At 61.6% G+C, this 19,596-nt stretch carries 19 protein-coding genes; 11 read left to right on the top strand and 8 right to left on the bottom strand.

Annotation, left to right across the window (positions count from 1 at the left end; all coding sequences use genetic code 11):
• The first annotated feature begins 3 nt into the window (after nucleotides 1-3).
• The 4 genes from NW75_RS22845 to NW75_RS23690 all read left to right on the top strand — a co-directional run bounded on the left by NW75_RS22845 (nucleotide 4) and on the right by NW75_RS23690 (nucleotide 3,336).
• Nucleotides 4-648: a GntR family transcriptional regulator gene (locus tag NW75_RS22845; RefSeq protein WP_052192324.1), complete on the top strand. Its 645-nt coding sequence runs from the start codon at nucleotides 4-6 to the stop codon at nucleotides 646-648.
• 153 nt (nucleotides 649-801) lie between these two features.
• Nucleotides 802-936 carry a hypothetical protein gene (locus tag NW75_RS27305; protein ID WP_269430303.1) on the top strand — a complete coding sequence of 45 codons (135 nt, stop codon included), beginning with the start codon at nucleotides 802-804 and terminating at the stop codon, nucleotides 934-936.
• Between the two features lie 13 nt (nucleotides 937-949).
• On the top strand, nucleotides 950-1,660 hold the full coding sequence (locus NW75_RS22850) for a lasso peptide biosynthesis B2 protein (RefSeq protein WP_197057774.1): 711 nt from the start codon (nucleotides 950-952) through the stop codon (nucleotides 1,658-1,660).
• Nucleotides 1,660-3,336, top strand: a complete 1,677-nt coding sequence (locus tag NW75_RS23690; protein ID WP_081988700.1) for an asparagine synthase-related protein — start codon at nucleotides 1,660-1,662, stop codon at nucleotides 3,334-3,336. The genes NW75_RS22850 and NW75_RS23690 overlap by 1 nt, the downstream gene beginning before the upstream one ends.
• On the opposite strand, the gene NW75_RS08820 is transcribed toward NW75_RS23690, so the two are convergent.
• The 5 genes from NW75_RS08820 to NW75_RS08835 all read right to left on the bottom strand — a co-directional run bounded on the left by NW75_RS08820 (nucleotide 3,337) and on the right by NW75_RS08835 (nucleotide 9,820).
• A complete protein-coding gene (locus tag NW75_RS08820; RefSeq protein WP_081988701.1) occupies nucleotides 3,337-5,571 on the bottom strand; it encodes an Atxe2 family lasso peptide isopeptidase in 2,235 nt (744 codons plus the stop codon).
• The gene (locus NW75_RS22855; RefSeq protein ID WP_052192327.1) at nucleotides 5,571-6,854 is read right to left on the bottom strand and encodes a TonB-dependent receptor plug domain-containing protein; all 1,284 of its coding nucleotides are present in this window, start codon (nucleotides 6,852-6,854) and stop codon (nucleotides 5,571-5,573) included. The genes NW75_RS08820 and NW75_RS22855 overlap by 1 nt, the downstream gene beginning before the upstream one ends.
• 19 nt (nucleotides 6,855-6,873) lie before the next feature.
• Nucleotides 6,874-8,112, bottom strand: coding sequence for a TonB-dependent receptor plug domain-containing protein (locus tag NW75_RS22860; protein ID WP_052192328.1), 1,239 nt, complete (start codon nucleotides 8,110-8,112; stop codon nucleotides 6,874-6,876).
• Between the two features lie 149 nt (nucleotides 8,113-8,261).
• Nucleotides 8,262-9,263 (bottom strand): FecR family protein, encoded by a 1,002-nt coding sequence (locus NW75_RS08830; protein WP_033964769.1) that lies wholly within the window; start codon nucleotides 9,261-9,263, stop codon nucleotides 8,262-8,264.
• Nucleotides 9,260-9,820, bottom strand: a complete 561-nt coding sequence (locus tag NW75_RS08835) for an RNA polymerase sigma factor (RefSeq protein WP_033964770.1) — start codon at nucleotides 9,818-9,820, stop codon at nucleotides 9,260-9,262. Before NW75_RS08835 ends, NW75_RS08830 begins: the two co-directional genes overlap by 4 nt.
• Nucleotides 9,821-10,174: 354 nt before the next feature.
• On the opposite strand from NW75_RS08835, the gene NW75_RS22865 reads away from it, so the two are divergent.
• Nucleotides 10,175-10,519: a helix-turn-helix domain-containing protein gene (locus NW75_RS22865; protein WP_081988703.1), complete on the top strand. Its 345-nt coding sequence runs from the start codon at nucleotides 10,175-10,177 to the stop codon at nucleotides 10,517-10,519.
• A 270-nt stretch (nucleotides 10,520-10,789) separates the two neighbouring features.
• Here NW75_RS22865 and NW75_RS08845 read toward each other — a convergent pair whose 3' ends face one another.
• From NW75_RS08845 to NW75_RS08855, 3 genes are all read right to left on the bottom strand, one after another.
• Nucleotides 10,790-11,137 carry a MarR family transcriptional regulator gene (locus NW75_RS08845; protein WP_156143010.1) on the bottom strand — a complete coding sequence of 116 codons (348 nt, stop codon included), beginning with the start codon at nucleotides 11,135-11,137 and terminating at the stop codon, nucleotides 10,790-10,792.
• A gap of 75 nt (nucleotides 11,138-11,212) precedes the next feature.
• Complete coding sequence (locus NW75_RS08850) at nucleotides 11,213-12,127, bottom strand: phytanoyl-CoA dioxygenase family protein (RefSeq protein ID WP_443024451.1); 915 nt, start codon at nucleotides 12,125-12,127, stop codon at nucleotides 11,213-11,215.
• Nucleotides 12,124-12,750, bottom strand: coding sequence for an acyl-homoserine-lactone synthase (locus tag NW75_RS08855; protein ID WP_052192331.1), 627 nt, complete (start codon nucleotides 12,748-12,750; stop codon nucleotides 12,124-12,126). Before NW75_RS08855 ends, NW75_RS08850 begins: the two co-directional genes overlap by 4 nt.
• A 378-nt stretch (nucleotides 12,751-13,128) precedes the next feature.
• On the opposite strand from NW75_RS08855, the gene NW75_RS08860 reads away from it, so the two are divergent.
• From NW75_RS08860 to NW75_RS27725, 6 genes are all read left to right on the top strand, one after another.
• On the top strand, nucleotides 13,129-13,458 hold the full coding sequence (locus NW75_RS08860) for an RNA polymerase sigma factor (RefSeq protein WP_033964771.1): 330 nt from the start codon (nucleotides 13,129-13,131) through the stop codon (nucleotides 13,456-13,458).
• 70 nt (nucleotides 13,459-13,528) lie between these two features.
• The gene (locus NW75_RS24425; protein WP_156143011.1) at nucleotides 13,529-13,885 is read left to right on the top strand and encodes a hypothetical protein; all 357 of its coding nucleotides are present in this window, start codon (nucleotides 13,529-13,531) and stop codon (nucleotides 13,883-13,885) included.
• Nucleotides 13,886-14,109: 224 nt separating this feature from the next.
• Nucleotides 14,110-14,934 (top strand): DUF7146 domain-containing protein, encoded by an 825-nt coding sequence (locus NW75_RS28200; RefSeq protein WP_419722998.1) that lies wholly within the window; start codon nucleotides 14,110-14,112, stop codon nucleotides 14,932-14,934.
• A 33-nt stretch (nucleotides 14,935-14,967) separates the two neighbouring features.
• Nucleotides 14,968-16,992 carry a ParB/RepB/Spo0J family partition protein gene (locus NW75_RS08875; protein WP_033964773.1) on the top strand — a complete coding sequence of 675 codons (2,025 nt, stop codon included), beginning with the start codon at nucleotides 14,968-14,970 and terminating at the stop codon, nucleotides 16,990-16,992.
• A gap of 154 nt (nucleotides 16,993-17,146) precedes the next feature.
• Entirely contained in the window at nucleotides 17,147-18,490 is a 1,344-nt protein-coding gene (locus tag NW75_RS27720) for a class I SAM-dependent methyltransferase (protein ID WP_331386019.1), read from the top strand.
• Nucleotides 18,481-19,290, top strand: coding sequence for a strawberry notch family protein (locus tag NW75_RS27725; protein WP_331386020.1), 810 nt, complete (start codon nucleotides 18,481-18,483; stop codon nucleotides 19,288-19,290). The genes NW75_RS27720 and NW75_RS27725 overlap by 10 nt, the downstream gene beginning before the upstream one ends.
• The last annotated feature ends 306 nt before the right edge of the window (nucleotides 19,291-19,596 follow it).

The raw sequence follows: 19,596 nt of genomic DNA on the forward strand, positions 1-19,596 counted from the left end.
AACATGGCGCCCGAAGCGCTTACCTCCGAGCGGGTCTACGCCGGACTGCGTCGCGCAATCGTCGGCGGCTATTATGCTCCCGGAGCGCCGCTTGTCGTGCAGGCGATCTCCGAGGAATCCGGCACGAGCATTGCGCCCGTACGTGATGCCATTCACCGACTGGTAGGGGAGGGTCTGATCGAGGCACATCATGGCGGGGGCTTCCAGCTTCCCGTTCTCACGGAACAAGATCTCCGGGATCTGTATGTCTGGCATGGCCAGGTCTTACGTCTCGCGATCAAACATCGCTCAAGCCCCAGCATCAGCATCGACATGTCTTCTGCATTGGACGCTCTCGACCCGATGGATACACGCGCGATCACCGACGCAACGACGGAATTGTTCGGCCGTCTCGCAGCCGGCTCGCGCAACCGGCAACATGCGGCGACGATCGCGGCTGTGGCTGACAAGCTATATGCGACTCGATTACGCGAGTCGTCGATCAAGGACCGTGTGGGCGAACTTCGCGCGGTCTGGGTCGCGACCGCATCCGGTCGAGAATCGACCATCCGTGACGCCATCTGGGCCTATCATCGGCGGAGACTGCGCCGCGTTCCGGCTCTTATAAAATTGGGCAGCGGCACGACCGCAGCGCAAGAATTTGATTAGATTGACTCAACCTGTAGCGACATGAGCTTCATCTCCGGCCTGCCTTCGGCCACGCATATAAGCTCCCATATCGGTCACTTATAAAGTCTCGAATACGCTCCCCAGCCGGTAACATCCCGCCGCTGCAGTCCGCAGCGTGACAAGGAGTGTATCATGCAACGCGAAATCGAAACCGAGAATGACCTCTTCGACCTCGGATCCGTCGCGGTCGAGACCAAGGGGATCGTCGGCCTGTCGAAGGATCTGGACCAGTCGCCGCTCGGCGGCGCCGGCATCCTCGACGACTGAAGGCGGTCGGGGCATGCAGACTCTGCGTGCCCCGATCCCGATGTTGGCCGCTATGGCGTACGTGCTCGGACCGCATCTGCATTTCAGTGACGCTGGTGGCCACATCGTTTTTTTGAATGTCGCCACCGGCCGCTATTTCAGCATACCGCCAAGCTGGAATTCATCATTCCGCGCGGCCCTGGAGGACGATAAGCCGTCCGGCCAAGGAGATATCGCACATCAGAAACTGCTTGATGCAGGAATCCTGCGCGCAGGCGGCCAATGCAGAACGAGCCGACAACCCCAACTCTTCATCACGCCGCTCAAATCCTGGAACGCTGAGGCAAAGGTTCGTACGAGCGCCTTGCTTGCTTTGCATGTCCTGTGGCGACAGCACCGCGTGGCAGTCGCGCTTAGGCGATCCCGATTCCAAGATCTGATCAGCGAGTTGGCGGAAGAAGGCCCAAATAGTCGGTTATTGATTGAGGCTGACGTCGAGCATGGAATTCATCGACTTCGGTCGGCATTTGCCGTTGCCGATTTCGCGATCTCAACGGCCGATAAGTGCCTCATCCGATCGATAGCTTTCTTGCAGCTGCTGCGATCAACAGGCGTCGACGCCGTTCTCGTGATCGGCGTTACGGCTGCTCCATTCGCTGCTCATGCCTGGGTACAGCGTGGCGATTGTGTTCTGAATGATAGCCTTGATCGCGTTCGAACTTTCTCGCCGATCCTGGTCGTCTGATGGCTGCCCGATATCTAATCCTGCTCTCACGCTTGGCGGAACGCCCGGATGTAAAGAGTCGGATCACGAGACTCACGGGTATGCGCTCGGCCTTTGAAGGCCATCATATATCCGTTCTCACCGGGTCCGATTGTCCGCTCACTGCCCGCCGTGACGACAGAGGGATAGTCGTCGGAACTATCTTCGACAAAGCAACCTTCAGGCCGCTCGAAAGTGCGGCGTTGCCTGCCGATGAGCCTCTCGGCTGCATTCAATCTTACCTGATTGAAAAGTGCTGGGGCCGATATGTCTCAGTTGCGCAGGACGCCGATGGTACGGTCTCAGTCATGCGTGACCCGTCCGGTGGTCTCCCTGCGTATCACCTTCACGTTGGCGGGGATCACGCCATTGCATCGGACGTTGAAACTTTCGTAGCGGCTGGGCTTTTGCGAGCCGAGGTGGATTGGGACAACATCGGCTTCCAGTTTCGCTTCCCAAATCAGAGATCGCCGGCCACGGCGCTCAAGGGTGTGCGCGAACTTCTGCCAGGTTTCGGATTGGTTCTTGATGGCTCCGACATCGCCGAAAAGCCCTACTGGTCACCATGGGATTATATCGGCTCTCCCTCCGTTAATGTGACAGGCGACGTCGGTGAACGCTTACGCCGCACCGTCGATGGCTGCATCCAAGCACTGGCGATACCAAAGGGACGGATGCTGGTGGGCGTTTCCGGCGGCTTGGATTCTTCGATTATCGCCTCCGCCCTGGTGCGCGGCCATTGCCAGCCCGATGGCGTGACCGTTGCGACCGATCACCCCGCTGGGGATGAACGCGGCTTTGCGCGCGAAATGTGTGCTGCTGTGGGGCTACCACTCCATGAAGCAAAGCTCTCGATCGACCATGTGGATCTTCGACGGCCGAGTGCTCCTTCCATACCCCGTCCAATCGGTGAGCCCTTCCTGCAGAGCTTTGACCGTATCGTGCGGGAAATTGCCCGGGACGAGCGCATCGACAGTCTCTTCCGGGGCAATGGTGGCGACGCGGTTTTCTGCTTCATGCAGAACGCATCGCCGATCGTCGATCGTCTGGCTGCAGAGGGTTTGCACCCGGCTATCTGGCGCACCATACGAGACGTCTGCAAATTAACGGAAAGCAGCCTGGGCGCGGTTCTGCGCGCGGCATTGAAACGAGCTTGTGCAGGCCCCCGCTCATCAGGCGATCATCGCGACAATCGTTTCCTGGCGTCGGAAGCGGGATTCTCTTCGGCATATCCAGGCCATCCCTGGCTTGCCACGAGGCGGGCCGTTCCACCTGGGCGTGCCGCCCACGTTCAGTGGGTGGTTCGCGTTCAGCGATTTGCGGAAGGCTATGCTCCCAGCGCTTCTCTCGAGCTCATTTGTCCGTTGCAGGCGCAACCCATCGTCGAACACTGCCTGGGCATTCCAAGCTGGGAATGGGTGGCAGGCGGTATCAATCGTTCGGCGGTACGACGGGCTTATGCTGATGTGCTACCAGCCGCCACGCTCAAACGTACCGTCAAAGGGGGACCCGAGGCTTTTTTGCATCGACCTGCTGGTCGCATATCGCGAGGTGGTCAGGGAAATGTTGATGGACGGACTACTTGCGCAAAATGGCATCCTAGACCGAGGTGCTGTCGAGCGTTGCCTTTCCTACGTCGGGCCGGCACGCGACAATGATCACCTCCGGTTGCTTGCGCTCGTCGACGCCGAGGCTTGGGCGCGACACTGGTCGACCGGAGCGGGAATTTTTGAAGGCGCAGGAGCCATCGGCGCGACGTGAAACATGCCCAATGAAATGCGCTGATCCGACGGTGTCGCGCCAGGGTTTCGTTCATCAGGCGGTGACCGCCGCGGCGCCTGATCCTTATCGCCAAGCCAAAGCTGAAACCATGCAAGGTTTCGCTCGTATACCGCCAGTCGGTGTACGGGTTGCCATTTAATATGATGCTCACCTGGGAACACATATAACGCGCTCGGGACATGGTGCTGTCTCAACGCGGCCAGGGTCTCCAGTGCGCCCAGATACTCGTCGTCGGAGAGCTGCATCAGGATCGGAGTTCTGATCCGGTTCGCATTGCGCGCGATCGAATAACAGTCCCAAAACGCTTCTCCCTCGTCGCCGCGCGCCGGATAACCGGAGCGCACATAGCTCTTTTCAGCTCCAGAGCCTGCCAGCGGAATGAGCGACCCCGGTTCCTCAAATGAGCTGCTGACGGCTGCAGCCGCAAACCAGGTGCTGTGCAAGAGGGCATATTGGATGGTTCGAGTGCCGTCGCTGAGGCCGGTTATGCCTATCCGCTTCGGGTCGACGACCCCTCGCCCCACAACGATGCGGATGCCCTGCTCCAGGGAGGAAAGGACGCTGCGAAGATCGGCCCATCCTTCCATATTCTTGCGCTCAAGCTCGTCACCGTCGCGGTTCGGCGACAGCCGTCCTACTTCGCGCGGACGCTCAAAGCTCAACACAGCGAAGCCGTTAGCGGCGAAAAGTTGGATCGGATATTCGTCGCCGGTGCCGCCGCGAAGAAATCCGCGGCTGTCATATTGCACGATGATCAGCGGATGGCGCTGGCCCGGTCGGTGCTCAGGAGGAAGGACGAGATCGCCAAACGTCTCAACGCCACGATCATTCCTCCATTTGAGACGCTCTATTTTGCCCAGCTCCAGCCCCGCAAACTCCGGATTGAGATCGATGATGGTTCCGATCCGATCATTATCATGCAGGCGCACTAGACGGCGCGGGTTCCCGGAGCTTTCGTGAAGGCAGATCAGATCGCTTCTTGCGGGCTGGCAATTGGCGAGCAAGTCATCGGTTAAAAACGTGCGACGTGGATTTCCATGCCCTGGGCGCCAGACATAAATGCCGAGCTGGCTCAGGCCCCAGCCTTCCCGTCGCATGAACCGTACCGTTTGTCCGTCATCCGCCCACCACACACCGACGATGTGCGTGCAGGCATCCGTCCGGCAGACGAATTCTGGTCCCTGCGCAATTCGTGCGTGCAACTCGGTCGTGGGAATATACTCATTGGCATCGCGGGCACGCGTCCAAGCCACGCTATCGCGACCGGTCGCCACGAGCATCGCGTGCGGTGGCCGCTTGGGATCGCTGGTTGGATCGACCAACTGACGTTCGAGCAACGTGGCCTGCCGGACGTTGCGCGACCCCAGATCAACGACGAAATAGGCCGCGTTTAAGGGAGAATAGGCAAACGGACGGCTGCTGGCCTTCGGTACAAACCGATCGTCGAAAAGATAACCGACTTGCGCTTCACGATCGAAGGCCCGCTCCGTGTCGCGCAAACCCGGCTTGGTAGAAAAGATGATCGATCCACCATCTTCGGACCAGGCCAGATCCTCAACATCGATTTCGGAAGTCGTCACAGCCTCGGCCGCGGACCCATCGGCACGCGCCCGCCAAACCTGGGTAATGCCATTCCGGCGTTTCAGGTAAGCGATCCACTCGCCATCTGGCGACCAATGAGGGGTGATCACCTTCGGAACTCCCGTCGGAAAATTGGCGATTCCAGTGCGGGTCAACGTCTCTCGTATCAACTCTCCGCCGGCGTCGACTTCGATGAGTTGAGGGCGGGCGCCTATCGTCGCGACATATAGCCCGAGGCAATATTGATTCGCCCGAGGATCGGCCCGCCGAATCTGGAAGGCCACCCTTGCGCCGTCGGGAGAGACGGCGATGGCGCTCACGCCATCGAGCGCCACGCTCGCCGGCCAGCCCACGTCACGAAGTCGGACCAAATCCATAGCGGTGGGTAAGCGTCGGTCAGCAGGACGAGCTGCCTCGCCCGACGGAGTGAGATCACGACAGCCTTCGATCGCCGCAGCGTGGGCCTCCTCGCCGCCGGCCATCGACAAAGTTACGAGGGCGGCAGGCAGCGCCCCTATGAGCAACCGCATCACAGATGCTTGGTGATGGACAGGCTGACGAAGCGACCGACGACCGAATAATTCGTTGAATCATAGCCGGGATAATAGGGAGCCGATGTCTTAATCCGATCGGGCTTGTCATTGAACAGATTCAGCGCCGAAAGGCTTATGGTGATACCGTCCACGGCCTTGGGACCAGAACGCGTCCGATAACCGAACGTAAGATCGAGCGTCTTCATCGATCCTACTGGGCGCGCTGGCACCGTGCGATTGTCTGTCAGCCCCCCGATGTAATTGCCGTACGCGGCCACAGAGATGGCATGTCGATCCCAGATCAGTCCGGTTCGGGCACGCCAGTGAGGGGGATTGAAGATGACCCCCGCAGCCGGAATGGGGGTGGCGCTCGGCGTCAATTGCTGTTCGCTATGAAGATAGCTGGCGGATCCCGTGAAGGTTAGATCGTTCTGCGCCGCCAATTCCAACCGATAATCGGCTGACACATCGACCCCCCTGAGAGCCTGACGTGCGATATTCAGATAACGGCTGTCGATGATCGCCACGACGTTCGCGGCGTTATAGGGTGCGCCGGTGAGATTCTCGACGCCCGCCTTTGATGCGTCAACAGCGCTGCCGACATCTGCCAGCGTCGGATCCAAATCAACCAAGGCCTGATAGACGGGGTTGGTGAGCAACCCCTCATAAGACGTGATCGGCTGCGAAATGCGGTTCCTGTATCGCACCTCAAATAGATTACCCTCGATCCTCAAGTTCGGAATGGCAGCGGGTCGCAGGTCAACCGATGCTGCCCAGGTGGATGCCCGCTCCGGCTTGAGATTGGGATTCCCCCCAACGAGGAAGAGCGCCGTAGCCGTTGCGGGATAGCTGGTACTTCCGAAATAACTCGCGGGAACCAGTTCGGCATCATATCCTACATATTGCTGGTATAACGTCGGCGTCTTGAACGAGCGACCCCAGGAAATCTTGAGCTCCAGGCCCTTCAGAGGAGCGTAAACCGCGCCGAGTTTGGGCGTCGCGACACTCGCCATTCCTGGATAGTTTTCGTAGCGGGCAGCGGCGCTGACCGAAAAATGATCGACGAAAGGTACTGCTTCATCGGGTGCGATGATCGGCGCGTATAGTTCGCCGAAAGCATAGTAGCTTCGCCGCGTCTTTGAGAATTGGACGGTAGGAACCGTACCAGTCGAACTCTCCGTCGCGAGGTTTGCGATCAGTTCGTTCCCGCGATAGCCGCCTCCCATGGCCAACCTCACATTGCCGCCTGGCAAATGCGCGAGACTCCCTTCGACGTTCATCTCAATCAGGGTCGATCGGTTACGATAGAATCCCACCGAGGCGAAGCTGAGTGCCCCCCCCGCTGTAGAATCGCGAATTCACATCAGTCTTATCTTCACCATACGTGGCCAGCAGCGTCGCCGACCAGCCGGCCGGTAAAGTCCATGCAAGTTTTGGCGAGATCGCGTAAGACTGAACTGCAGGAGTTCTGTAATAGCCAAGATCTGTATAGTTGTTGCTAGCGAGTGGTTGAACCGTCGTGGAATGCCTTGAACTATAGAGCGCGTCCACACTTGCTGTGAGCCGCGAGCTTATATCCCAATATCCGCTGACAACAGCGCTGTGATGTCGTTGATAGGGAAGTAGAGTTGTGGAGGGGAAACTTCCATCAGTGTAACTACGCCGCCCCGCGTTGATGGGCGTGTCACGCTCGAAGTCGTAGCTGGCGATAAAACCAGCACGAGACCCGGTGGTGCCGGCTACAATGCTATATTCCTGTTGGCGATCCCCACCGTCGGTTGATGCGCCAAGACGGGCGGTCAGGCTGGCTCCATCAAAGCTCCGCTTCAGAATTACGTTGGCAACGCCAGCGACCGCATCCGATCCATAGATCGCCGAGGCGCCATCGGTGATGATCTCTACACGATCGACAGCAGCAAGAGGGATAGCAGAAATATCAATTGCTTGCTGCGCGCTGTTATATGCCAGCCGGTGCCCGTTCAGCAGCGTCAACGTCGCATCCTGGCCAAGGCCACGAAGGTTCAGACTAGACGCGGAACTGACGTTCTGATTGGTCTCACCAGTCACGCCGACGGTCACACCTGGGTTTTGCCCACCAGAAAAGCTTTGGGGCAAGCTGCGGGCAAAGTCGCCGAGATTAGTAAGGCCAGATTTGCGAATCTCCTCCTGGGTCTTCGTGATCGTTGGAGAAGATGGGAGGGCGCCCCGGATGCGTGTCCCGGTCACGACAATGTCGGTTACGGAGCCGCTTTGTACGTCGTCGGCCGCAATCCGCGGCTCCTCTCGCCCCCTGATATAGATCGTTCCTCCCGATATTTCGGCGCTGAGGCCGGTTCCGCGCAACAGCTGTGCCAACGCGTCATCTGGCGTGAAATGACCGTTCAGAGCCGGGGCTTTCTTTCCGCGAAGATCGTCGCTGATCGCTAAAAGTTCGAGTCCGGAAGCGCGCGCAACTTCGCGAAGCGCGGTCTTGAGATCCTGTGCGGCAATGTCATAATCGCGGGCGGGGCGCTCTTGCGCAAAGGCCGCCGTGCTCATCAGTAGCGTTGCTGCAACTACACCGCCATATAGCCCAATGCGATGATTCCGCCTCATTCCAATGCCCCCTTAGGTAGCCCCGCTGTCGCGCGGATGCATTGGCCTGACGGGGGGACTTCAAATGTGGTGCGGTTTGTCGAAAAAGGCGACTAATTCGGCGACCTCAAAAGCAGGCGGCCAGGCTGGCTCCGATCAACGATGAGGCCAAGCAAAATCGCTAGCTTTTCCGCAACCGCTTGCGGGTCGCCAATCTTGAAGTCGGCTACGACCCTGCGCTGCCCCATAGCCGTGTCCGCAAAGACGATCTTGGTTGCCGAAGACTCGTTCACTTTCTCGATTATCGCTTCCGCAGGAACGTCGTCGAAGTTCTCCAACGACCCTGCCAAAACTGTCATCGAACTCTGTGGCGTGGGCGCCGCGGACACTGTCGCCGGCCGCGGATAGGAGGCTTGTTCCCCAGGTCCAAGACGGACGACCCTCTCCGACCTGTCCGTAGCTAATCGCGGAAAGGTGACCTCGATCGCTCCGCTGATGAGGCGAACCTTGACCTCGCCGTCGACCGCTACTTCGAACAGGGTCCCAGTCGCTTTCACCTTGCCGCCCGCCGCGTATACAACGAACGGCCGAGCGGCATTGTGGGCCACGGCAAAGCGGGCTTTGCCACTCAAGAGACGCACCGACCGCTCGGACTCCGAGAAATCTGCCTCCATGCGACTATGTGCGAATAGCGTCACTACCGATGCGTCGCTAAGTGTGACGGTCCGATCGGTCGTTTCCGCGGCATAGGCCAATGCCGGCGCGTTGCCGGAGACACCGACGACGCCGTTACCGGGCGACATGTGCAGCACACCGAACACGCCAGCAGCGGAAATACCGACTGCAACCACCCCACCAACGGCGATCATTCTTCCTTTCGCACCCCACCCGACCGACTCTTGCGCGGGTCGCGTGATGGCGCGCAGAACTGGCGCCTGCGCGGCGGCGTCGCTCGCTCGACCAACCTCGATCGCCACACGCCTATAAACGGCACGGTGCTCGTCATCCTTCGACAACCAACGCTCAAGCGCTGCGGCGTGCCGGCCCGGATCTTCGAGCATCTTCGAAACCCATTTGTAGGCCTGCCGCTCGATCCTCGAGGGACGGTCGTTCATCGGAGCCTCCGATGCTGATCGATATGAGCAATGGCCTTCAGCATCTGCCTCTTTACACCCCAAACGCTCATCCCGACTTTAACGGCTATTTCCTTGTAGGTGAAACCATCGACGCGACTGAGCAGAAATATCTCCAACGTCTTCGGCTTCAGCTCGCGCAAGATGGCTGTGTAGTGAGCGAGTTCCTGGCGGCCCTCCAACTCCCGGTGCTGATCATATTCTGTTGGATGATCGAGCCCCTCCATAAGTGGCACCGACACTTCCGATAGACGGGTCGAGGCGCGCTCGGCACGATCACGCAGTAGATTAGTCGCAATGCGTCTCAGATACGCCTGCGGGGTCGCGATCTGAGTAGCCGGTGACGCCCGTAGAAACCTGGTCAGTGCTTCATGCGCCAAGTCATCAGCTTCGTCGTGGGAGCCAAGTCTTCTCCGAAAAAACCGCATGAGACTTGGAACCTCCGACCGGTAAATCGCGTCGAATTCTACACTGCCCGGAACCTTGGAGTCCGGTAGGTCACGCGCCCCGGCGTGCTCGGCACTGTCCTCCAGCGCCATTAGAAGATCCGCAGAGACGCGTTTGCGCGATGTGCATAACGACCGTCATCAGCCTCGCTCCGATCCCAGCACAATGATCCCCACAGAGCCCCCCGGTTGCGAACGACATCAAGCCATGGGAGCCGAGCATTCTGCCTGTCGCACGCCAGTCGGTTGACCCCCGTAGGTGGCTCGCTCGCTTCGAGTTTCCCGCACATCTCGATATCCCTTGGCCCACCATCCAGCCATTTTGTCCCAGGGGAATCTTACCCCCTTCGCCGATATGTGCAAGTAGAAGCATCATATGGTGTTAAATACACCTGGCATGTGTGGGCGTCCCGTTGAGCTCCCCGTAGGTGGGTTGGGGAGCTCACGATGGATTTGCACAAACGGTTCGGTAACTTGGTGCGTGCTCACCGCCTTCGATTAGGCATGAAGCAGGCCGAACTGGCGGAAGCTGCCGGCCTATCTCCCAATATGATCGGGAAGGTTGAGAGAGGGGAGGCTGCCCTCAGATTCCCCAACATCGAACAAATTGCGCGCGCGCTTGAAGTGGATCCTGCAGAACTGTTCGCGATCGATCCAGGGTCAAACCATTACCAGCGACCGGACCTTTTCGATCTGACGGCCGAACTCTCCGGTTTGAGCGATGTCGAGTTGAAGTGGGCTAGCGAAATGCTTGCCCTTACGCTTCGAATGTTTCGATCAAACACGCGGTAGAAAAAATATTGTGCGCGCCATTTCGCACCTACGCACTCAGCGATCCGTCGACGACCGGCGACTGCTGTCTTTTGGGTGAGGGAAGGGGGCAAGAGAAGGTGGTCATAGGAAGCAGTGCTCCCCGTCCGCTTCTCAACGGTCAACCAGGAGCGCTGTGCCGGGATTGGTTATAAGCTGCAGCAGGACGGGTCCGAACAGGAAGGACGGCTTGTCCCACCATCCGTCGCCGCGACTCGTTGCGGCCACCCCGGCTTCCACCTGCGGCCCGCGCTACCGTAGCCGGTCAATGAGATCATCGAGCAGCGAAATGCAGCCTTGCGTCAGACCAACAGATACGCGCCGGCCGTCCTGCCCGTCGGCACTGCGCGTCAATAGCCCCTTTTTCGTAAGCTCGGCGATCTTTCGATGCGCGCTGGTCGTCGGCACATGGGACGCCATGCACAGCGACCAAAGATAGGTCTTTCGACCTTCGAGGTGCGCCAGATAGAGATCCAGCAGCATATCCCACGTCGGAACCGGGCAGAGGTCGAACCCCAACGCAGCGCCGACGAGCCTGCGCTCGGCAAGGAGCCGGAGGCAGACCTCTTTCCTACTTTTTTCAGGATCGTCAGCGTTCATCTGCGTCGAACTTTTCTGGCACAGGCTCAATGCCCAGCGTGACGGCCCACGCGCGCGACAGTGCAGGGACGACCGCTATGCGGCGGACACGGCCAACCCTTGCGGAAGGATCGCACCGGCTCGATACAGCTCGATCAGTTCCTCCTGCTCCGGACGCAGCGCATCGATTGCACCAAGGGCGTCGGGATCACCGCTCAGCAGATGCGATGGGCAGCGCCCTTCATAGGTTCCGAGATTCGGGCGATGGGCGCGGTATCCCGCGAGCGCCGCAAGTTCCGGGTCGAACGAGCGGGCGATCTCCGGCGGATAGGCGAGCCAGGGCAACTCATAGGGTTTCAACCAGCCCAGGCTGTAGCTCACGATCATCCCGCGCCTCGGCCGTCGGGTGCGATTTGCGCCGCCGGCATGAAGGGTCGATCCAAGGAACAGCAGCGCGGCGCCTGGCTGCATCTCGATACTGACGCCTTCGGCCGCGTCGATCACAATCTCGTCCTGTCGCCTGTGGCTCCCCGGCCAGACGATGGTCGCACCATTTTCCGCTGTGTACGGCGAGAACGGCCACATCACATTGATGAGATACTCGACCCCCTCGGCGTGAACCGGCCACATATCCTGATCACGGTGCGGCGGCTGCGCCTCGCCTCCCGGCAGAATCTCGATCGCCTGGGTGAGGTTGAGCTGGATCGTATCGCAATGACGGCCCAGGATCCCCTCGACGGTCGATAGAACTGCCTCATGCTGGACGAAGGCGGCCATATGCGCGCTACGGCGCAACAGCCCGTGAAAGCGCTTGGTGGTGTCGCCATAGAAGGGACCGACCGACAGCTTCGTGGCGTCGAACACAGGCTCCAGGTCCGCTGCCAGCGCGCGCACCATAGCGGCGGGCATTGCGTTCGGGATCACGCAATACCCATGCGTGAACAACGCCTCGGTCTGCTCTCCCAATCCGGTGTGAAGCGGATCGGTGGTGACGGGGGTCATCTCGTTCATGCCAGCACCCTTTCCCCGGCATCTGCAAACGAGAGCGGCGCAGGCCTGTAGGTGCCGGCGTCGCGCAGCAGGTGCGGCGTTTCGGGGGTGATGTCGATCCTGAGCGCACCCGTCAGGCTACGACCGATCTTCTGCGGCAGGCCAAGCGGCCAGCAATCCCAACCGAGGGCCAAGACCTGACTGAGCCAGCCGGAATCGGCAATGCAGGTGAACGCCTGAATCCCGTGCAGGAGCGCGTACTCGACAGCTGCAGTCGTCAACGCATTGCGCACGATCAGGCGCTCTGGTGCCCGCAGGCGCATCGACAGACATCCCCTGCTTATCTCGAAAATGTCGGGCGAGCGCGGCACGGCTGCGTCGCACAACTCCGGAAAGATCGTCCCGAGAATGTGTGGCCCGTCTGTCGGCAGAAGCCGGATCGAGCCGCGATGCGCTCCGCTCTCGCCGGCGGCGACCAGGTAGATCGCCCGATCATCATCGAACTGATCGATCTCGAAGCAACCGTCGATGACCGGAACGTCCCACTTCAAGAGGTCGACGAAGACATGTTTTCGATCGCGATACATCGCATCGAGGATCGCGTTGGAGCCGGGCGCCTGCGCACCCCGAAAGATTTGGATCATGATTTACTCCCGATTACAACGGGATGCATGTCATTCGATTTTGAGTGGAGCGCACCCAGCTAGGTAGAGGGTTGATCAGTCTTCCTGGCGAAATCCGGACGATTCACGCCGGCGTTGACTGGGCCGCGCTGACTGTCGGGGCTGGTCCAGCGACAGACGCCATGCGGGCGGGAGGGGAGAAAAGGGCGTGCGGGTGAGTCGTTCGGATCACCAGCAGCTTGTCGCGGCCGATCCGGGTGCCCATCCTGCAGGAGCTCGACCATGCCTTTCCGCCATTTCTGGGACCGACTGTGCGCAGCGTGCGCGGTCGTGCAGCAAACGCCCGCCGCACAGCACCATCACCCTGCCGGAGGATCCACCCGCCAAGGTCCCCCCGCCGTGGCGCTGGCGAGGTCACTTTATCCTGATCACAGCAATATCGTCATCGACCCGCTGGAAACGGAATCCAGGCTCCATCCGGACGGGTTTGCAGTTCGAGCCTGGGTTCTGGTGCCGAAGGGCGACGTCCCGGAAGATCGGTTCGAGGCGATCTCCACAAGCCTCCGCAAGCTCGCTCGACTGCCCCCGGACGCTCGGCAAATCTTCTTCCTGGCTACAAGCTATGGTCTACGCGTCCAGGAGATCGCATCCTTGCTTGGGGTCAGCCCGCGCAAGGTGCGCCGCTCGATCCTCACCGCAATCGCCGCTCTCGATACCCGAGAAACCTAGAGCTGCCTCTGATTGCGTTGGTATCGCGCTACCCCCAAGCCCTACATCTTGCACGGCGAGCAGACGTACAATGGCGTCGCAGTTCGGCCCACTTCGCCTCGAATTCCTCCTCGGTCGCGGGGACAGGACGCTGTTCGGCGACATCGATCGCGAGCGAAAGATGACATGCGAAGGCCGTCAGACCCGCGCCACCCCGATCGAGGATATCCAGCGCTTCCTTCATCAAAGACACGGCTCTCGTCACCGCAGGATCGCCTGCGCTCACGAATTCTTCATAGCGAACGATCGACATGATATTTTCCATCGCACTAATCTCACCGCCGGCATGTTCGTACCTCGGCGCACGCGCAGTCGCTCAACCCGATCCGCTGGGATCGTCGAGCGCGGCGTCAGCGAGGTCCTTTATCGTTATCCTATGGTTGATTGAATTCATCGACCAGACGGCAATCATGAATTCGTGCCCATTTTGGGAGAAGTCCTTTTGAGGGCGGCCGGCCTGCACGACCTATAGCGCGTTGCCCAAGGCAGTATTTGCCGACGAAAGTCATCTCTATGGCCATAACAGATTGCACTGCCGGCCGCGCAGAGCTGGAAGCACGTGGCATGGCGCTGGTCCGCCATCTTGGCGGACATTGGACTGGCGGCAGAGGCATGTGCCGCTGCCCGGCGCACCCGGACCGGAGCCCAAGCCTTTCGGTGCGGACCGGCGACAGCGACCTCCTCTTCAAATGCTTCGCGGGCTGCGACACGATCGACGTCCTGCGCGCGATCAGCCGGCTTGGTCCAATTCCTCCAGGCGGAGCGGCGACCGGCATCCTTCTGCCACCCGCCGCCGATGAGGGATGGCTGAGATCGCGTGCCACTGATCTTTGGGACGAGGCGCGCGCCATCACAGATACGCCGGTCGAGCGATATTTGCTGAACCGCGCGATCGGTCACGTCTCACCGACGCTCCGCTTTCACCCGCGCACGCCGCTCGGGCCGCGGCGCCAGATCGTTTTTCGTCCCGCAATGCTCGCCGCCGTTCAGGAAGGCGCCCGCGTGATAGCCGTCCAGCGGACCTTCCTGGACACGGTGCTCGCACGCCGGGCACGAGACCTTGGAAATCCGCGTCGCATGCTGGGGCGCCCGTCCCGTGGCGCCGTCATGCTGGCGGATGCCACCGACGTGCTTGGCCTCGCGGAAGGCGTTGAAACCGCGCTCTCCGCCATGATTCTGCTCGGCATCCCCGTCTGGGCCGCCCTTGGCAATGAGCGGCTCGGCCAGGTTGCCATCCCATCGCGCGTGGATCACCTCATCCTTCTCCCCGACAATGATCGACCAGGCCGTCGCGCAGAAGTGGTCGCACAGGAAGCGCACACAGTCCCCGGACGGACGATCGAAACGATCTGGCCCTGGCACGGCCTGAACGACTGGAACGATGTGCTTCGACGGAAAGGGGAGAGGGGTGGTGGGCGGACGCGGCAGGCGGCCTGACGGTCGGGCCGAGTCCGCCCCCGGAGAATATCCATGTCCCAGTTACCCATCCTGGTGCCGGCGTCCAAGCTCACCAAGTCGCCGACCAACGTCCGCAAATCGACGGACCCCGCAGCCGACGCACAGCTCGAGGCGAACATCGCCGAAAAGGGCATCATCCAGAACCTCATCGGTGTGCCCGTCGCCCGTAAGAAGGGCCAATATCGCATCACCGCCGGCGGACGCCGGCTCGACGCCGTGCACCGGCTCATCGAGAAGGCCGTGTTCGATGCCGACTATCTTGTTCCCGTCCTGCCGCTCGCCGACGCCAAGGACGCCATCGAGATCAGCCTCGCGGAGAATTTCTTTCGCCTGGCCATGAATCCCGCGGAGGCCTGCCGCGCCTTTCAGGATGTCATCGAGACCGAGGGCAAGACCCCGGCCGATGTCGCAAAGCGGTTCGGCGTGACCGAAAAATTCGTGCACGGGCGGCTGCGCCTGGCGGGTCTCGCCGAACCTGTCTTCGACGCGCTTGCCTCCAACGCCATCACCCTCGACATCGCCATGGCCTACGCCAGCACCTCGGACACCAATCGCCAGGCTGCTGTCTTCAGCCAGATGGGCGAAGGCTATCATCGCTCCAATGTGAGCGAAATCCGCCGACAGCTCGCCTCCTTCAGTTACCGGGCGAACGATCCACGCGCACTGCTGGTCGGCCGCGATGCCTATCTCGCCGCTGGCGGACGCATCGACAAGGATCTGTTCTCCGATGCCGACAGCGAAAGCTGGCTGGACACGCAGATCGTGGACGCTCTCGCCGAGGAAGCCCTCGCCGCCGCCGCCGAAGCCGTCCGTGAGCGCGACGGATTTCAGGAAGTCCGCGCCGTGGCGGCGACGCATGTTCCCTATACCGAGACCTACGCGCTGCGGCCGCTCCGAGGCGACCCGGCGCCGCTCGCGCCCGAGCAGGAAGCGCGACAGGCCGAAATCAAAGCCGAACTCGAACAGATCGCCGCGGCGCATGAAGAAGAGGATCATACGCCGAGCAAGGATGCCGAGCTGCGCAACGAGGCGCTCGAAGCGGAACTCGCATCGATCACCAACCGCACCGCGGTCCTGACCGACGCGCAGAAGGCCGAAGCCGTCGCCTATATCGTCATCGGTCCTGACGGCACCCCGCGGGTTCACGAGCAGCTCTATGTCGCGCCCGAGCCGGACACCGTGGAAAATCGTGACGAACGCGTCGACCAGGCTCCCGATGGCGACGAGGCAATCGTCGTCGCGAGTGAAGCCAAGCCTGCCATCAGCCAGCGCCTCGCCGACGAGCTGGCGGTGATGAAGACCGAGCTTATTGCCATCCATGTCGCCAGCGACCCGGCCTTCGCGCTCGACCTCGGCACCTTCATCATGATCGAGGCGGCCTCCCGAGCGACGGACTGCGATGATATTCCGAGCGAGCTTCGGGCGACCCACCCGACAGCGCGTGTCCAGGGGTTCGAAAGCGGGACGCCGGCCGCAGCCGAATGGGTCAAGCTCGACACGGCGCTCGATCGCAGCTGGATCAATCACGAAACCCTCGAAGAGCGCTACGACGCCTTTTGCGCTCTCGACGATGCCGCGCGCGCTGCCTGGCTGGGCTGGGCGATCGCCCGCACGATCGAGGCGGTTCCGAGCGGAAAAACCGGTGGCGACTTCCTCGACCATCTTGGGGCCAAGCTCGCCATCGATGTCGCGACCTGGTGGCGCCCGACCGCTCGAACCTATTTCGACCGCATCACCAAGCCAGCAATCCTGGGGCTATTCGAAGAGGTCGGTGGGGTCGAGCTCAAGCAACGCTACAGCGCGTCCAAGAAGCATGACCTCGCGTCTTCGGCCGAACGGCTGTTCGCGGGCGACATCATCGTCGAGGCCGAAGTGAAGGACAAGGCGCTGCGCTGGGTCCCCGGCGCCATGCGCTTCGGCATCAATCGGGATGCGCACGACACATCCGACACCGTTGCGGATGAGCCGACCGCGAACGCAGCGGCTGTGGTGATCGCGCCCGAAGACGGTGCTCCACCGCTCGCCGACGCCGCCTGACGCCGCTCCAGCAGCCGGCCTCGGTCGGCTGCCGGGCCCACGCCATCCCCCACACTTCGCTCCACCTGCCTTCGCCACCGCTTTCGATCGTGAAGGGGAGGGAGCGGGGATGGGTGAGGTGCGCCACGCGCGCGCATCATCAGGAGAACCCTTTATGTCCCAGCCCTTGCTCGCGCTCATCCCGCCCGACGCCGCCGAGCGCCCCTACGAGAACCTGCTCGATGTCGCCCGCTCGATCCATCAGCATCTCCTTCGGCAGGGTGCGATCAGCCGCCAAGCCTTGCAGAAGCTGATGACGCAACGCTTCGGCGGGACGGATGCGTCCGGCGCCTGGTCCATGCGCGATGCGTATGAAGCACTCGAAGCAGCGCAGGTTCTGCTGCTGCGCGACGACGACTGCCGCCATCTTTCCGGCGCGACTCCGCAGGACCGGTTCCACTCTCTGCTGACGCTTGAGCGCTCGCTCCCGACGCAAACCTACCGCTCGGAACGCCAGGTCGACCTGCAACAGTTCAGCACCCCGCTCACCCTTGCCTGGCTCGCCGGGCTCGCAGCCGCCATCGACAAGACCGACCGCGTTCTCGAACCGTCCGCCGGCACCGGCTTGCTGGCAGTCCATGCGGCCCGTGCTGGCGCCTCCCTCATCCTCAACGAGCGCGATCCCCAACGTGCGGCGTTGCTCGGCGAGACACTCAACCAGACCGTCACCGACCATGATGGCGAGCTTATAGACGATCTTCTTTCCCCAGCCGCTCGCCCTTCGGTCATCCTGATCAATCCACCCTTTAGTCGCAGCGCCTCGCGTGGGCACGACCGGCACGCCGGCGCGCGTCATCTCCGATCCGCATTGCTTCGGCTTGCGCCGGGCGGGCGCTGCATCGCGATCATGTCGCCAGGCTTTGCCCGCGGCAATACGGGAGGCCCTGGCTATGAGGCGGTCTGCGAGATCGCGACGCCGCGCGTCGAAATCGACATTGAGGGCAGCCCCTATGCGAAGCATGGCACGTCGATCAATGTCCGCCTGCTGATGTTCGACAGAGGCTGGTCGGGCACCACCCAAGTTTTTCGCGCGGCCAATCTGGCGGCCGCACTGCCGCTGGTGCTGGCGCTCCCGTCGCGTCTCACGCTCGACCAGCCGCCACCGGCGGCGCCCGCTGCAGCGACCAAACCGTGCCTGCCGATCCGAACGCCGCCAGGCGGGCTATTGCGGGGCCTGACAGCCAAGGCCCTCGCGTTGCCCACACCGACGGCCCCGCCGCCATCGCCCATCGCCCGGCTCGCATATCGCGTCCGCGACGAGATCCGCCCCGCCGGTGAGGCCAGCGGGATCTACGCACCCTGGCGGCTCGCACGCATCGATATCGACGGCGCCAATCCGCATCCGGACGCTCTGGTTGAGTCACTGGCGATGGCTTCCGTGCCACCGCCCGCGCCCGCTATCGCCCGATGCTGCCCGACAGGACCGTCCGAGCGCTTTCCGATGCCCAATTGGAGGTGATCATCCAGGCGGGCGACGCCTTCGAACGCGACCTGCCAGGGCATTTTCGGGCGAACGATGCCGGCGACCGCCTGATCGAGGATGAAACAGGTGCGGCCTACCGCACTGGCTTCTACATCGGCGATGGCACGGGCGTCGGCAAAGGCCGGGAGGCTGCCGGCTGCATCATGGACCAATGGTGCCAGGGGCGCCGCAAGGCCGTCTATCTCTCGAAGAGCAGCGCGCTGCAGGTTGAAGCGAAGCGCGACTGGACCGCCCTTGGCGGCCTCTCGGTCGACATTCAGGGGCTCGACGTTTTCCCGCTGGGGAAACCGATCACCATGCCGACAGGGATCCTCTTTTGCACTTATGCCACGTTACGCTCCCAGCGTCATGATGAAGCCTCCCGGCTCCAGCAGATCCTCGACTGGCTTGGAAAGGAATTCGACGGCATCATCGTCATCGACGAGGCCCATGCGCTCGCCAACGCCGCCGGCACCGAAACGCAATTCGGCGCCGCGAAGGGCTCCGAGCAGGGGCTTGCCGGCGTCCGCCTACAGAACGCGCTTCCGCGTGCCCGCATCCTCTATCTATCCGCGACCGGCGCCACGGACCCCGCCAATCTCTGCTACGCAGCGCGTCTCGGTCTCTGGGGACCAGGTACAGCCTTTCCCGACCGGAACGCCTTCATGGCGGCGATGGACGAAGGCGGCATTGCTGCCATGGAAATCGTCGCGCGCGACCTGAAGGCCATGGGCCTCTATACCGCCCGGCGCTCAGCTTCGCTGGCGTCGAATATGAAGCGCTCGAGCACCAGCTGACCGCTGACCAGATCGATATCTACGATGCATTTGCGGATAGCTGGACCATCATCCACCGAAATCTCGACGAGGTGCTGAAAGCCTCCGGCATCATCGATCGAATGACCGGCGATGTTCTCAACGCCCAGGCGCGCAGCTCGGCGCTGAGCCGCTTCGAAAGCTCCAAGCAGCGATTCTTCTCGGCCTTGCTGGTCGCGCTAAAGATGCCGACCCTCATCAAGGCGATCGAGGCCGAGCTCGGCCATGGGCATGCGGCAGTCGTGCAGCTTGTCACCACGGCGGAAGCGATCCTCGATCGACGCCTTG

It is taken from the genome of Sphingomonas sp. Ant H11 (assembly GCF_000797515.1).
Taxonomy (GTDB): domain Bacteria; phylum Pseudomonadota; class Alphaproteobacteria; order Sphingomonadales; family Sphingomonadaceae; genus Sphingomonas.

Coding starts and splice junctions, on each gene's coding strand:
- NW75_RS22845 (WP_052192324.1), top strand. CDS start 4: ATGGCGCCCGAAGCGCTTACCTCCGAGCGGGTCTACGCCGGACTGCGT.
- NW75_RS27305 (WP_269430303.1), top strand. CDS start 802: ATGCAACGCGAAATCGAAACCGAGAATGACCTCTTCGACCTCGGATCC.
- NW75_RS22850 (WP_197057774.1), top strand. CDS start 950: ATGCAGACTCTGCGTGCCCCGATCCCGATGTTGGCCGCTATGGCGTAC.
- NW75_RS23690 (WP_081988700.1), top strand. CDS start 1,660: ATGGCTGCCCGATATCTAATCCTGCTCTCACGCTTGGCGGAACGCCCG.
- NW75_RS08820 (WP_081988701.1), bottom strand. CDS start 5,571: ATGCGGTTGCTCATAGGGGCGCTGCCTGCCGCCCTCGTAACTTTGTCG.
- NW75_RS22855 (WP_052192327.1), bottom strand. CDS start 6,854: ATGAACGTCGAAGGGAGTCTCGCGCATTTGCCAGGCGGCAATGTGAGG.
- NW75_RS22860 (WP_052192328.1), bottom strand. CDS start 8,112: ATGAGCACGGCGGCCTTTGCGCAAGAGCGCCCCGCCCGCGATTATGAC.
- NW75_RS08830 (WP_033964769.1), bottom strand. CDS start 9,263: ATGAACGACCGTCCCTCGAGGATCGAGCGGCAGGCCTACAAATGGGTT.
- NW75_RS08835 (WP_033964770.1), bottom strand. CDS start 9,820: ATGGCGCTGGAGGACAGTGCCGAGCACGCCGGGGCGCGTGACCTACCG.
- NW75_RS22865 (WP_081988703.1), top strand. CDS start 10,175: ATGGATTTGCACAAACGGTTCGGTAACTTGGTGCGTGCTCACCGCCTT.
- NW75_RS08845 (WP_156143010.1), bottom strand. CDS start 11,137: ATGAACGCTGACGATCCTGAAAAAAGTAGGAAAGAGGTCTGCCTCCGG.
- NW75_RS08850 (WP_443024451.1), bottom strand. CDS start 12,127: ATGAACGAGATGACCCCCGTCACCACCGATCCGCTTCACACCGGATTG.
- NW75_RS08855 (WP_052192331.1), bottom strand. CDS start 12,750: ATGATCCAAATCTTTCGGGGTGCGCAGGCGCCCGGCTCCAACGCGATC.
- NW75_RS24425 (WP_156143011.1), top strand. CDS start 13,529: ATGGCGTCGCAGTTCGGCCCACTTCGCCTCGAATTCCTCCTCGGTCGC.
- NW75_RS28200 (WP_419722998.1), top strand. CDS start 14,110: ATGTGCCGCTGCCCGGCGCACCCGGACCGGAGCCCAAGCCTTTCGGTG.
- NW75_RS08875 (WP_033964773.1), top strand. CDS start 14,968: ATGTCCCAGTTACCCATCCTGGTGCCGGCGTCCAAGCTCACCAAGTCG.
- NW75_RS27720 (WP_331386019.1), top strand. CDS start 17,147: ATGTCCCAGCCCTTGCTCGCGCTCATCCCGCCCGACGCCGCCGAGCGC.